The organism is Isoptericola nanjingensis (genome assembly GCF_050311635.1).
In the GTDB taxonomy this organism is placed as follows: Bacteria; Actinomycetota; Actinomycetes; order Actinomycetales; family Cellulomonadaceae; genus Isoptericola; species Isoptericola nanjingensis.
The window spans coordinates 158,109-171,280 of record NZ_JBNOZL010000005.1 but is presented as its reverse complement, the minus strand read 5'-3'; the positions used below and the strand labels follow the sequence as shown (position 1 = coordinate 171,280).

At 73.3% G+C, this 13,172-nt stretch carries 11 protein-coding genes; 1 reads left to right on the top strand and 10 read right to left on the bottom strand.

What is annotated here, in order from left to right; all coding sequences use genetic code 11:
- Nucleotides 1–4: 4 nt before the first annotated feature.
- The 4 genes from ACQP6G_RS11395 to ACQP6G_RS11380 all read right to left on the bottom strand — a co-directional run bounded on the left by ACQP6G_RS11395 (nucleotide 5) and on the right by ACQP6G_RS11380 (nucleotide 4,531).
- Nucleotides 5–925, bottom strand: a complete 921-nt coding sequence (locus ACQP6G_RS11395) for a carbohydrate ABC transporter permease (RefSeq protein ID WP_429764436.1) — start codon at nucleotides 923–925, stop codon at nucleotides 5–7.
- Nucleotides 925–1,863, bottom strand: coding sequence for a carbohydrate ABC transporter permease (locus tag ACQP6G_RS11390; RefSeq protein ID WP_429764435.1), 939 nt, complete (start codon nucleotides 1,861–1,863; stop codon nucleotides 925–927). The genes ACQP6G_RS11395 and ACQP6G_RS11390 overlap by 1 nt, the downstream gene beginning before the upstream one ends.
- 4 nt (nucleotides 1,864–1,867) lie before the next feature.
- Nucleotides 1,868–3,229: an ABC transporter substrate-binding protein gene (locus ACQP6G_RS11385; protein WP_429764434.1), complete on the bottom strand. Its 1,362-nt coding sequence runs from the start codon at nucleotides 3,227–3,229 to the stop codon at nucleotides 1,868–1,870.
- Nucleotides 3,230–3,310: 81 nt separating this feature from the next.
- Complete coding sequence (locus ACQP6G_RS11380) at nucleotides 3,311–4,531, bottom strand: ROK family transcriptional regulator (protein WP_429764433.1); 1,221 nt, start codon at nucleotides 4,529–4,531, stop codon at nucleotides 3,311–3,313.
- Nucleotides 4,532–4,678: 147 nt separating this feature from the next.
- On the opposite strand from ACQP6G_RS11380, the gene ACQP6G_RS11375 reads away from it, so the two are divergent.
- Nucleotides 4,679–5,674, top strand: coding sequence for an acetylxylan esterase (locus ACQP6G_RS11375; RefSeq protein ID WP_429764432.1), 996 nt, complete (start codon nucleotides 4,679–4,681; stop codon nucleotides 5,672–5,674).
- Nucleotides 5,675–5,863: 189 nt separating this feature from the next.
- Here ACQP6G_RS11375 and ACQP6G_RS11370 read toward each other — a convergent pair whose 3' ends face one another.
- The 6 genes from ACQP6G_RS11370 to ACQP6G_RS11345 form a co-directional block, all read right to left on the bottom strand.
- Nucleotides 5,864–6,805: a 4-(cytidine 5'-diphospho)-2-C-methyl-D-erythritol kinase gene (locus ACQP6G_RS11370; RefSeq protein ID WP_429764431.1), complete on the bottom strand. Its 942-nt coding sequence runs from the start codon at nucleotides 6,803–6,805 to the stop codon at nucleotides 5,864–5,866.
- Complete coding sequence (gene rsmA, locus ACQP6G_RS11365) at nucleotides 6,802–7,674, bottom strand: 16S rRNA (adenine(1518)-N(6)/adenine(1519)-N(6))-dimethyltransferase RsmA (protein ID WP_429764430.1); 873 nt, start codon at nucleotides 7,672–7,674, stop codon at nucleotides 6,802–6,804. Before rsmA ends, ACQP6G_RS11370 begins: the two co-directional genes overlap by 4 nt.
- 64 nt (nucleotides 7,675–7,738) lie before the next feature.
- A complete protein-coding gene (locus ACQP6G_RS11360; protein ID WP_429764429.1) occupies nucleotides 7,739–9,106 on the bottom strand; it encodes a resuscitation-promoting factor in 1,368 nt (455 codons plus the stop codon).
- A gap of 355 nt (nucleotides 9,107–9,461) precedes the next feature.
- Nucleotides 9,462–10,703 carry a resuscitation-promoting factor gene (locus ACQP6G_RS11355; RefSeq protein WP_429764428.1) on the bottom strand — a complete coding sequence of 414 codons (1,242 nt, stop codon included), beginning with the start codon at nucleotides 10,701–10,703 and terminating at the stop codon, nucleotides 9,462–9,464.
- Between the two features lie 275 nt (nucleotides 10,704–10,978).
- Nucleotides 10,979–12,175, bottom strand: coding sequence for a resuscitation-promoting factor (locus ACQP6G_RS11350; RefSeq protein ID WP_429764427.1), 1,197 nt, complete (start codon nucleotides 12,173–12,175; stop codon nucleotides 10,979–10,981).
- 82 nt (nucleotides 12,176–12,257) lie between these two features.
- Nucleotides 12,258–13,172, bottom strand: coding sequence for a TatD family hydrolase (locus tag ACQP6G_RS11345; RefSeq protein ID WP_429764426.1), 915 nt, complete (start codon nucleotides 13,170–13,172; stop codon nucleotides 12,258–12,260).

Here is a 13,172-nt window from a genome sequence, read left to right as displayed (position 1 = left end):
GCGGTCAGCCCTTGACGGCGCCGGCGAGCGCGAACGAGCCGCCGGACAGCCGCGAGACGAGCACGTACAGGCCGACGGCCGGCAGGGCATAGAGCATCGAGTACGCCGCGAGCTGGCCGTAGGCGACCGAGCCGTACTGGCCGAAGAACGCGAAGATGCTCACGGCCGCCGGCTGCTTCTCCGGCGTCAGCAGCAGCACGAAGGGGACGAAGAAGTTCCCCCACGCCTGGATGAACACGAAGATGAAGACGACGGCGATGCCGGGCCGCATGAGCGGCAGCACGATGGTGCGCAGGGTGGTCATGGCCGACGCACCGTCGGTCCAGGCCGCCTCCTCGAGGGAGATCGGCACGGAGTCCATGAAGTTCTTGGTCATCCAGATCGCCATGGGCAACGACGTCGCGGCCATGAAGAACGTGGTGCCGGCCAGGGAGTCGAGCAGGTTGAGCCGCACGAACAGCGAGTAGACCGGCACCATCATGGCCGTGATCGGCAGGCAGGTGCCGAACAGCACGGCGTACAGGAACGGCTTGTTGAAGCGCATCCGGTAGCGCGACAACGGGTACGCGGCGAGCACCGACGCGACCACGGTGAGGAGGCCCGTGCCCGCGGACAGCACGAAGGCGTTCGCCAGCGGCACCCACGTCTGCTCGGGCGTCATGACGGCCGTGAAGTTCTCGAGCGTGAACGTCTCCGGCAGCCCGACGGCGAGGGTGGCGCTCGGGTCCAGCGACGCCAGCACGATCCAGCCGAGGGGCAGCAGGAAGCACAGCCCGACGACGACGAGCACGACGTTCGACAGGATGCGCGCCGTGCGCGGCCCGGGGGCGGCGACCGACGGCGTCGACCGCCGTCGCGCGGGGCGCGCGCCGGCGACGTCGGGCACGGGCGAGGGGACGGACGCCGGGGCGGCGGTCTGGGCCATCAGTCGACCTCCGGCCTCAGGCTGCGGATGTACACGACGGAGAACACGGCGCCGATCACGAGCATCACGGTGGCGATCGCCGTGCCGTAGCCGACCTGGGCGAACTTGAACGCCTCCTGGTAGGCGAGGATCGGCAGGGTGGAGCTGTCGGTGCCGGGGCCGCCGCCGGTCATCACGTAGATGAGCGTGAACACGGACAGCGTCTGCAGCGTGGTGAGCATGAGGTTGGTCGAGATGCTGCGGCGGATGGTCGGGAGCGTGACCCACACGAGGCGCTGCACCCCGTTGGCCCCGTCGACCGTCGCGGCCTCCGTGATCTCGGGCGGCACCTCCGCGATCGCGGCGGAGTAGACCATCATCGAGAACGCCGTGCCGCGCCAGACGTTGGCGAGGATGACGGCGAGCATCGGGTACTGGAAGAGCCAGTCCGGGCCGGTGATCCCCACGCCCGCGAGCAGCGAGTTGAGCGTGCCGTCGGCGTGGAAGAACGCGTAGGCGGCGAAGGCGGCCACGATCTCGGGCAGCACCCAGGCCGTGACGACGAGCGTCGAGACGACGGCGCGCACAGGCTTCAGCGCGGAGCGCATGAGCATCGCCAGCCCGAGGCCGGCCACGTTCTGCCCGATCACCGCGGACGCGAAGACGAACAGCACCGTGAGCCACAGGGCCTTCGGGAAGTCGGGGTCGCCGAGCAGCGCGACGTAGTTGTCCAGGCCGACCCACTCGGGGTTCGCCGCGTTCGGGCCGGTGAGGGCCGCGTTGGTGAACGAGCCGTAGAACGACCACACGACCGGGCCCAGCATGAACAGCGCGAGCAGGGCGACGGCGGGCAGCATCGGGACGAGGCGGCCGGCGGTGCGGCGCGCGTGCGCGCGCCGCACCGGCGACGGCCCCGCCCCCGGCCCGCCGACGGGGGCGGGGGCGAGGGTGGTGGTCACGTCGTCAGCCGTTCGTCGTGTTCTCTTCGCCGACCTGGGCGATCACGGCCTCGTCGTACACGGCGGCGGCCTCCTCGGGCGTCTGCTGCCCGGTCATCACCGATTCCATGGCGACCTGGATCGCGTTGGAGATCTGCGCGTAGTCGGAGGTGGCGGGGCGGAAGTTCGTCACCTCGACGAGGTCGGAGAAGAACGGCACCGTCGGGTTCGCCTCGGAGTACGACGGCTCCTCGGCGACGTCGGTGCGCACCGCGATCTGGCTGTTGTCGATCGCGAACCGCAGCGAGTGCTCCTTGTCGAGCGCGTGGGTCAGCACGTCGAACGCGACGTCGGGGTTCTTCGACCCGGAGCCGATCGCCATCGTCCAGCCGCCCGACATGCTCACCGCGCCGGGGGCCTGGCCGTCCTGGGTGGGCATCGCGGCGGTGCCCATGACGTCGGTCCACTCGGGCCAGGGCGCCGTGCCCTCCTCGAGCCACGTGCCGGGCATCCACGAGCCGTCCAGCGAGATGCCGAGCTTGCCCTTCGGCAGCCACTCGGCCGAGACCGTGTTGCCGACGTTCGGGTCGAGCGCCTGCTGCGGCGTCGGGGCGAGGCCCTCCGTGTAGATCGTCCTGATGAAGTCGAGCGAGTCGACGAACTCCTGCGACCCGACGATCCACTTCGAGGTGTCGGTGTCGTAGAGCGTGCCGCCCGTGCCGTACAGCAGCATCTCGAAGCCCTGCATCGTGGCGCCCTCGCCCATCGGCTTGCCCGAGTAGACGTTGAGCGGGATGACGTCGGGGTCCGCCTTCTTGATCGCCCGGGCGGCCTCGAGCAGCTCGTCCCAGGTCTTCGGGGCCCAGTCCTCGGGGAGCCCCGCCTTGGCGAGCACCTCCTTGTTGAACCACAGCCCACGGGTGTCCGTGCCCATCGGGACGCCGTAGGTCTTGCCGTCGTCGCCCAGCCCGGCCTGCTTGGCCTGGTCGACGAACTGGCCCCAGTCCTCCCAGTCGGCGAGGTAGTCGTCCATCGGCAGCAGGTAGCCCGCCTCGACGTCCGACTTGATCATGAACGTGTCCTCGTACATGAGGTCGGGCGCCGTCCCGGGCGCGCGGTTCATGAGCGCGAGCTTCGTGAAGTAGTCGTTCTGGCTGGCCTCGATCGGCACGAGCTCGATCGTGACGTCCGGGTTCTCCTTCTCGTACTCGGCCTTGACGTCCTTGAACAGCTCGTCGGCCTGCGTGAAGTTCCCGAACTTCTGGTACGCGATCTTGATCGTCGCGTCCCCGCTGCTGCCCTCGCCGCCCCCCGAGCCGCAGGCTCCGAGGGTGAGGACGAGCGCCGTGACCGCGGATCCCGCGGCAAGGGTTCGTGCCAGTCGCATGCTGCTCCTTTGCCCACATGAGTGGCCCGACGACGCCGGGCCGGCTGACGTGAATAACTCAAGCGAATTGAGTTAATGCTGTCAAGCGCTCACGAGGCCGGAGGGTCGCGGAGTAAAGAGCCCGTCGAGCACGAGGCTCGCCGCACCCACCGCCCCGACATGGTCGCCGACGGCGGAGCCCAGCACCTCGACGGCGTGCACCTCGCGCAGCGTCGCCTGCAGGGTGAGCTCCCGCCGCACGACGGGCAGGTAGTGCGGGGCCAGCCGCGCCCACGCCGGGCCACCGAAGACGACGACCCCCGCGTCGACGAGGTCGGCCACCACGGTGATCCCGCGCGCGACCCGTCGCGCGCTCGCCACGAGGATCCCCGCGGCGGCCGCGTCGCCCTCGGCCGCGGCCCGGCACAGCGTCGTGAGGGCCGCGTCGAGCTCCGCCGGCGTCGACGCCGGGGTGCCCGCCGGCAGCACGCCCCCCGCGACGGCCTCGGCGACGAGCGTCGCGGGGGCGGCGGAGACGCCGATGCACCCCCGCTGGCCGCAGTCGCACCGCGGGCCGTCGTTGTCGACCATCAGGTGGCCGACCTCGCCGGCGTTGCGCGACGATCCCGCGAGGAGCTCGCCGTCGTGCGCCACCGCCACGGCGACGCCGAAGCCGGTGTAGAAGAAGAGGGACGTGCCGCGCAGCATCCGGTTGCCGCGCCACAGCTCCGCCACCATCGCCGCCGACACGTCCTTGTCCAGCACGACGTCGAAGCCCGTCGCGGCGGCCAGCAGGTCGCGCACCGGCACCTCTTCCCAGCCGTCCAGGAGCGGCGGGCGGATCACCGTGCCGGCGGCGAGGTCCACCGGCCCCGGCGCCGCCACCCCCAGCCCCAGGACGGCGGAGCGCTCGATACCGGCCCGGTCGAGCATCCCGGCGGCCGCCGCGGCGACGGCCCCGGCCACGGCCTCGGGGCCGGCCGGCGTCGGCTCGACGACCTTCTCCACCGTGCGGCCGTCGAGGTCCACGAGCACCGACGTCACCACCACCGGGTCGATGTGCACGCCCAGCGCGTAGGCCCCCTGCGGCTCGAGGTAGAGCATCGTGCGGGGCTTGCCGCGGCCCTCGGCCCGGCGCTCCCCCTCGACGACGTAGCCCAGCGCGATGAGCCGCGCCACGATGTTCGACACCGCCTGGAGGGACAGCCCGGTGCTGGCCGCGAGCTCGCTGCGGCTCGTGCCGTCGGGCGCGCGCCGCACCTGGTCGAGCACGACCATCTGGTTGAAGTCGCCCACCCGCGGCAGGTTGGTCCCGCGTCGCACCGTGTCCTCACCTCGCCCGTCCGACTGGTCGCAGCGTAGACGTCCGGCGCGGGGAAACGTTCTCCAAGGCCGCCTGCCGGCCCGCTACAGTGCAGCCCGACACCGCGCCGCTGCGGTGGCCCCGCAGGAAGTCCCCGGAGGAACCCGATGGCCCAGTTCGACCTGCCCGTCGCCGAGCTCGAGGCGTACGTGCCCGAGATCGACGAGCCCGCCGACTTCGACGCGTTCTGGGAGCAGACCCTCGTCGAGTCGCGCGCGCACGACGACGCCCCGACGCTGGAGCGCGCGGACACCGGCCTCACGGAGCTCGTCGTGGACGACGTGACCTTCCCGGGCTTCGACGGGCAGCCGGTCAAGGCGTGGCTGACGCGGCCTGCGCGCCACGACGCCGCGGCCGACGGCCCGCTGCCGGCGGTCGTCGAGTTCGTCGGCTACGGCGGCGGGCGGGGGCTGGCGCACGACCACCTGGGCCTCGCCGCCGCGGGCTACGCGCACCTCGTCATGGACACCCGCGGTCAGGGCTCGGGCTGGGGCCACGGTGGCGACACCCCCGACCCGGTGGGCAGCGGCCCCGCCTCTCCCGGCTTCATGACGCGCGGCGTCCTCGACCCGCACGAGCACTACTACCGGCGCGTCTTCACCGACGGCGTGCGCGCCGTGGACGCCGTGCGCCGCGTCGAGGGGATCGACCCCGCGCGCGTCGCCGTCGCCGGCACGAGCCAGGGCGGTGGCATCGCGATCGCCGTCGCCGGCCTGGTGCCCGACGTCGCCGCCGCCGTGCCGAACGTGCCGTTCCTGTGCCACTACCGCCGCGCCGTGCAGATCTCCGACGCGTTCCCGTACGGCGAGATCACGCAGTACCTGTCCGTGCACCGCGAGCACGAGGACGCCGTCTGGCGCACGTTCTCCTACCTCGACGGCGTCTCGTTCGCCCGCCGCGCCCGCGCGGCGGCGCTGTTCTCGACCGCCCTGCGCGACGACGTCTGCCCGCCGTCCACGGTCTACGCCGCGTACAACCAGTGGGGCGCGCTGGGCGAGACCGCACCGGACACGGCGATCGACGTCTACCCCCACAACCGCCACGAGGGTGGCCAGGGCTACCGCTTCGCCCCGACCCTCGCCTGGCTGGCCAAGCACCTCTGACCGCCGAGGTGGTACGAATCTCGCCGAGGTAGTACGGGCATCTGAGACATACCTCGCATACCACCTGCGCTCGGGCACTACCTCGACGGGAAGGGGCACTACCTCGGCAGGTTTCGTACTACCTCGCGGGGAGGGGTACTACCTCGGCCCGATGGGTACTACCTCGGCAGTTTCGGTACCACCTCGCGGTCAGGGCAGCAGGCGGGCGCCGTGCGCGGGGCCGGAGGTGCACCACACGGAGTCGGCGACGCCCTCGGCGGTCCAGGACGCGGCGACGGCCAGCGCGTGCTGGCGCGACCGGGCGAGCGCCGCGACGGTCGGGCCGGAACCGGAGACGAACGCCCCCAGGGCGCCGGCCTCCCGCGCGACGGCGATGGTGCGCTCCAGCTCGGGGCGCAGGGCGAGCGCGGCGGCCTCGAGGTCGTTGTGCAGGGCGTGCCCGAGGGCGTGCGCGTCGCCGGCGCGCAGCGCCTGCATCAGCCCGGTGTCCTCGTCGAGCCCCGGCTCGTCGACGGCGTCGTCCGGGCCGGTCAGCTCGTCGAACCGGTCGTAGACGGCCGGCGTCGACAGGCCCTCGGCCTGGGCGGCGAACACCCAGTGGAACTCGCCGCGGGTCATGGCCGGCGTCAGCAGGTGGCCGCGCCCGGTCCCGACGGCGGTGTGCCCCAGCAGGGCGAAGGGGACGTCCGAGCCGAGGCCCGCGGCGAGCGTCGCCAGGTCGTCGCGGCTCAAACCGGTCTGCCACAGCGCGTCGCAGGCCACCAGGGTGGCCGCGGCGTCCGCGGAGCCGCCCGCCATGCCCCCGGCGACGGGCACGCCCTTGGCCAGGTGCAGCGCGACGTCCGGCGCCACGCCGACCTGGGTCGCCAGGGCCTCGGCGGCACGCCAGGCGAGGTTCGTCCCGTCGACGGGCACGAGCTCGGCCTGCGGGCCGTCCACGGTGATCGTCACGCCGGCGCCCTCCGGCACCTGCGTGGCCGTCACCTCCTCGTAGAGCGCCACGGCCTGGAAGATCGTCGACAGCGGGTGGTAGCCGTCGGCCTGCCGCGCGCCGACGCGCAGCGACAGGTTGACCTTGCCGGGCGCGCGGACCCGGACGGACGGCGACGGGGCGGCGGCGAGATGCGTCACGCGTCCACCGTGCCCGCCGCGACGGGAAGCTGCTCGGCGATGCGCGCGAAGTCCGTGACCTCGAGCCGCTCGCCCCGCAGCCCGGGGTCGACGCCCGCGGCGCGCAGCGCCTCCTCGGCGGCGGCGCCGGAGCCGAACGTGCCGGACAGGGCGGCGCGCAGCGTCTTGCGGCGCTGGGCGAACGCGGCGTCGACGACGGCGAAGACCTGCTCGCGCGTCGCGGTCGTGACGGGGGGCTCGCGCTTCTCCAGCGCCACGAGGGCGGAGTCCACGTTGGGCTCCGGCCAGAACACGTGCCGGCTGACGTTCAACGACCGGCGCGCGTCGGCGTACCAGGCGGCCTTCACCGACGGCACGCCGTACGTGCGCGACCCGGGGCCGGCGGCGAGCCGGTCGGCCACCTCGGCCTGCACCATCACGAGCACGCGCTCCAGGCTCGGGAACCGCTGCAGGAACGTCAGCAGCACCGGAACGGCCACGTTGTAGGGCAGGTTCGCGACGAGCGCCGTCGGCGCCTCGCCCGGCAGCTCGGTGACCTCGAGGGCGTCGGCGGGCACCACCTCGAAGTCGGCGGCGGGGGCGTGCTTGCGCACCGTCTCGGCGATCTGACCCGCCAGCACCGGGTCGATCTCGACCGCGACGACCGAGGCCCCGGCTTCCAGCAGGCCGAGGGTCAGCGACCCCAGCCCAGGGCCGATCTCCACGACCCGCTCCCCCGGTCGCAGCCCGGCCGCGCGGACGATCTTGCGCACCGTGCCGCCGTCGTGCACGAAGTTCTGCCCGAGCTGCTTGGTGGGGCGGACGCCGAGGCGCCCTGCCAGCTCGCGGATCTCCGCAGGGCCGAGCAGGGCGCCAGGGGTGTTCGTCATGGGGGCGAGTCTATTCGTCGGCCCGCGGCCGACGACTCAGGACGGGCGACTCAGGACGGGCGGCTCAGTACCAGCCCACCGACTGCGAGTGGCCCCACGCGCCGCACGGCGTGCCGTACACGTCCGCGATGTAGCCGAGGCCCCACTCGATCTGGGTGGCGGGGTTGCTCTGCCAGTCGGAGCCGGCCGAGGCCATCTTCGAGCCGGGCAGCGACTGCGGGATGCCGTAGGCGCCGGACGACGGGTTGGCCGCCGAGGCGTTCCAGCCCGACTCCTTGGTCCAGAGCGACTCCAGGCAGGTCCACTGCGAGCCGGTCCAGCCGCGGGCGGCGGCCATCTGCTTGCCGATCGAGCGGGTGGAGCCGGAGTACGTCGGCGCCGCCGGCTCGGGCTCCGGGCGCTCCTTGGTGCCCTTCACCAGCACGCGGGTCACGGGCTTGGTGGTGACCTCGTCCGAGACCTTGGTCTTCTTCACGACCTTGCCGTCGATCGTGGTGACCTGGTGGACGATCGTGCGCTCGCCGTCCTTGCCCTTCTTCACGACCTTCGCGTCGACGTCGGAGTACCGGTCGGCGGACTTCTTGGTCGTGGTCTTGTGGTCGACGGCCTTGGTCGTCGTGACCTTCTTGGTCTCGACGCGCTGCACGACGACGGCCACCTGCGGCGTGGCGACCTCGGTCGCGGCCGCGGGGGTCTCGGCGGCGGCGACCTGCTCGGTCTGCGCGCCGTCCTTCTCGGCCTGCTTCTCGGCCTGCTTCTTCTCGTCCGCGACGGCGGCGGCGACGTGCTTCTTCACCTCGCCGTTGGCGGCGTCGGTGACGTGCACGCGGTCGCGCTTCCCGAGCTCCACGTCCGCCTCGGCCAGCACGGCCTCGACGTCCTCCGCGTCCTCGACCACGTCGGTCGTGCCGTCGTGCACCACGGCCACCGGGCCGTCGGTGTCGACGTCCACCGGCAGCGAGGCCCGCTCGCCGTCACGGGAGGCGACGATGCGCACGTCGCCGCCACGGGCGGTGAGGGTGTCGAGCGCCTCGTCGGCATCGAGGGCGGTGACCCACGCGTCGGTGTCCTTGCCGTCCACCTGCAGGCTGAGCTCCTTGCCGGAGCGCACGACGACGTCGGAACCGTCCTCGAGCGCGGCGTCGGCCGACGGGGTCACGAGGTCGCGGTCGCCGACGACGACGCCCTGCGAGGTGAGCAGGTCGTCGACGGAGCCGGAGTAGGACGTCACGGTCTTGACGTCGCCGTCCACGTCGAGCGTGACGGTCTTGCGGGCGTCCGCGTACGCGACGGCGCCACCGGCGACGGCGACCGCGGCGGCGGTCGCCGCGGCCAGGAACGGCCAGCGGCGGCGGCTGCGGGTCGTGGCGGGAGCGACGGTGTCGGCGTCCGGCACGGCGGGCACGGGAGAGGTCTGGGGGGAGCGGGTCACGAGAGTCCAGTCGTCGTGCTGTCCGGGCACGGTGGTCAGGGGCGGGCCGGCGGCCCGTCACGCACCGGGGCGGCGCGCTCGCGCCTCGCTCCCGGCCCCGCGCCCGAAAGGCGCCGAGTTCCGACCCACCGATCCGGCGGTTCAGGGGCCCGCGTCACATACACCTGTCGAGCACGGCTCGCACGCGGGACACTCGACCGTAACCGATTCGTTATCGGAGACCTAATCCGTCGGCGGCGTCGTGACGAGACCCACATCCCACCCGGCGCGCGGAGGGCCCCGACGCACGACCGCCCGGGACGGCGGTGCCGTCCCGGGCGGTCGGTGGCGGGCGCGAGGCCCGTCGGGCGTCAGGTCAGAGCAGACCGAGCTTCGCCGCGCACCCGGGCCACTGGCCCCAGCCGGACTGCGCCTGCAGCTTCTTGGCGATGCGGGTCTGCTCGGCTGCCGAGTTCTCCGACGGGAGGCCGGAGCCGCCCATCGCCTGCCAGGTCTGCGCGGAGAACTGGTACAGGCCGTAGTAGCCGTTCCCGGTGTTCGTCGCCGGGTTGCCGCCCGACTCGCACTGGGCGAGGTCGGCCCACACGCCCGCGGGCGCGGAGCCGGTGGCCTTCGACGTCGAGCCGGACGACGAGGACGAGGAGCTCGACGACGAGGAGGACGAGGTCACCTTCGGCGCGGGCTCGGGCTCCGGCTCGGGGCGCTCCTTGGTGCCCTCGACGACGACCTCCGTGACCGGCTTGGTCGTCACCTTGTCCGAGAGCTTCTTCTTGGCGACGACGTCGCCGTCGACCGTGGTCACGCGGTACGTGAGCGTGCGCTCGCCGTCCTTGCCCTCCTGGGCGACCGTGCTGCCCTGGTCGGCGTAGCGGTCGGCGTCCTTCTCGGTGCGCGACTTGTGGTCCACCGCGACCTTCTTGGTGACCTTCTTCGTCTCGACGCGCTCGATGACGATGCGCACCGCCGGGTCGCCCTCGGTCTTGGCGGTCTGACGCTCCACGAAGACGTGGTCGTCGTCGTCGACCGTGAGGCCGAGGCCCTGGAGGATCGCCTCCAGGCCGACGGAGCCGTCGTCGACCACCGTGGTGGTGCCGTCCGCGACGACCGCGACCGGCTGGTCGGCGTCGAGCTGCAGCGGCAGCGAGGCGCGGTCGCCGGAGCGGGAGGCGACGAGGGAGACGTCGGAGCCGCGGGCGTCGAGGCCGCGCAGCGCCTCCTCGGCGTCGAGCGCCGTGACCCACACGTCGTCCTGCTCGCCGTCGACGTCCACGGTGAGCTCGTGCCCGGAGCGGACCACGACCTGCGAGCCGTCGCGCAGGGCGGCGTCCGCGTCGGGGGTGACGGCGTCGCGCTCGCCCACCTCGACGCCCTGGGCGTCCAGCAGGCCGGCGACGGAGCCGGAGAAGGTCTCGACGGTGCGCGTCTCGCCGTCGATGTCGAGCGTCACGCTCTTGCGTGCACTCTCGTAGGCGGTGGCCGCACCTCCCGCGACGACGAGCGCGCCGGCGGCGAGACCCGCGATGAGCGGGAGCCGGCGGCGACGGCGCGTGGCGGTCGTCGTGGGGGCGGCTGCTGCGTCGGGCCCAGCCTCGGGCATCGACTCGGCCGAGGAGTGGGGAGTCTCGTTCGAGGGGTTCACACAGGTCCAGTCGTCGTGCGGTCCGGTCACGACGGCGGGGTCCCGGCTGGCTGTCGGGGCGCGGTCGATCCGGTGGCTCCGAAGACCGTAACCGGATCGTGATCATCGGCCAAGCCTGGCTATGGTAGAGATGCCCGGTTCCGTCCCGTCGTGCCCGGAAAGTCCGGACGAACGGCGTGAGCCGTCTCACAGGGGTCGCCGCGCGTCCTCAATTTCGCGTCGGCGAGCGGGGATCAGTACCAGCCGACCGACATGGAGTGGCTCCACGCCCCGCACGGCGTGCCGTACCGGCCGGAGATGTAGCCCAGGCCCCACTCGATCTGCGTCGACGGGTTCGTGCGCCAGTCCGAGCCGGCGGTCGCCATCTTGGTGCCGGGCAGCGCCTGCGGGATGCCGTACGCCCCGCTGGACGGGTTCTCGGCGTTCCAGCGCCAGCCGGACTCCTTGTCCCACAGCTTCTCGAGGCAGGCGTACTGGTCGTCGCCCCAGCCGCGCTCGGCGGCCATCGCCTTGCCGATCGCCTTCGCGGAGCCCGGGTCCGGGTTCGCCGTCGAGACCTCGAGCGTGCCCACCACGACGACCTCGTCCACCGGCTCGCGCGTCACCTCGCGGTCGACCACGGTGCGCTGCACCTCGGCGCCGTCCAGTGTGCGCACCTCATAGGTCGTGACGCGCTCCCCCGGCACGCCGGCCGTGCGCACCACCTCGTACCCCTTCGGCAGCTCGTCCGACTCGACCTTCTCCGTCTCGAACGGGATGACCTCGGTCTTCCGGTCGGCGTCGGTGTCCCCGCGGCTCACCATGACGAGCATCCCGTCGACCGCGGCCCCGCCGAGCGGCACCGACGTGCGGTCGTGCTCACCGAGGGTGATGCCGGCGGTCGCCAGGACGTCGCGCACCGTGGACTGCGCCGTGCGGATGGGCAGCACCAGGCCGTCCACGGCCACCTGCACGGTCTTCGTGGTCGACACCCGCACGGGGGTCCGGTCCAGCGCCGCGGTGCGCGACGCCGACGTCACGGCGTCCGCCCCCCGGGGCCCAAGCGCCGCGAGCAGCTCGCCCACCGTGTGCGCCGTCGTCGGGAAGGTCGTGACCTCGCCGTCGATCTCGACCGTCACCTCGCGGCTCGAGCGGACCACGACCTGGCCGCCGTCCGCGGCCACGGACGACGCGGCCGGCTGCACGAGGTCGTCCGGGCCGAGCGGGATGTGGTGGTAGCGCAGCACGTCGGCCACCGACGCGCCGTACGAGTCGACGGTCGCGACGTGGCCGTCGTAGTCGATCGTCACCGTCTTGTGCACCTGCGTGACGGCGGCCGTGCCGCCCACCAGCGCGAGGACCACGGTGCCGTGCACGACGTGGCGCGCGGGCCCGGTGAGGGCGCCCCGGCGAGGGGTCGCCGCCGGAGCCGTCGCCCTGTCCGACGCCACCTTCGCCCTCGACCTCCGCACGAGCACCAGACCGTAACGGAACCGTGACCAGGGGGGAAGCCCTCGACCGCTCACCGATCCCTCACCACGTGCCGTACACGCGCTCGGACGTCGCCGAGAGCGCCCGGCACACCTCGTCCAGCGGCCGCTCGAGGACGTCCGCCATCGCGCGCACGGTGTGCGCCGCGACGTACGGGGCGTTCGGCTGGCCGCGGTACGGGTGCGGCGGCAGGTAGGGCGCGTCGGTCTCGACCAGCACCAGCTCGAGGGGGACGGCGCGCAGCGCGCCGCGCAGGTGGTCGTTCCTCGGGTAGGTCACGGGGCCAGCGAACGAGAGGAACCAGCCGTGCTCGGCCGCCAGGGCGGCCATCTCCTCGTCGCCCGAGTAGCAGTGGAAGACGGTGCGCTCGGGGGCTCCGTCGGCGAGCAGGACGTCGATCACCTGCGCGTGCGCGTCCCGGTCGTGGATCTGCAGCGTCAGGCCCAGCTCCTTGGCCAGCGCGACGTGCGCCCGGAACGCCTCGCGCTGCACCGCCTCCCCCCGCGGGCCGGTGCGGAACAGGTCCATGCCCGTCTCGCCGATCGCGCGCACGCGGTCGTGCGCCCGCGCGACCTCCGCGACGCGGGCCAGCGCGTCGTCGAGCGCGACGGCGTGGTGCGGCGCCGGGTCCGGCTCCAGCCCGTCCGGGCCCACCTCGCGGACGCCCGCGTGCAGCACGGCCTCGTTCGGGTGGATCGCGACGGCGGCGAGCACGCCCGGGTGCCCCGCGGCCAGCAGGTCGACCGTCCAGTCGATGCCCGGCAGGTCGCAGCCCACCTGCACGACGCGGTCCACGCCCGCCGCCGCGGCGCGGGCGAGGTGCTCGCCGACGCCGGGTGCGGGGACGTCGTCCGGCAGCACGCCCGCGATCGCGTCGAGGTGCGTGTGGTTGTCGGCGACCGCGACGGGCAGGGGCGCGGGCTCCGCCGGGAACCCGCGCTCGCGCTTGCGCGCCAC

Bases quoted from the DNA above. Each gene is read 5' to 3' on its own strand.
- ACQP6G_RS11395 (WP_429764436.1), bottom strand. From the start codon at position 925: ATGGCCCAGACCGCCGCCCCGGCGTCCGTCCCCTCGCCCGTGCCCGAC.
- ACQP6G_RS11385 (WP_429764434.1), bottom strand. From the start codon at position 3,229: ATGCGACTGGCACGAACCCTTGCCGCGGGATCCGCGGTCACGGCGCTC.
- ACQP6G_RS11375 (WP_429764432.1), top strand. From the start codon at position 4,679: ATGGCCCAGTTCGACCTGCCCGTCGCCGAGCTCGAGGCGTACGTGCCC.
- rsmA (WP_429764430.1), bottom strand. From the start codon at position 7,674: ATGACGAACACCCCTGGCGCCCTGCTCGGCCCTGCGGAGATCCGCGAG.
- ACQP6G_RS11355 (WP_429764428.1), bottom strand. From the start codon at position 10,703: ATGCCCGAGGCTGGGCCCGACGCAGCAGCCGCCCCCACGACGACCGCC.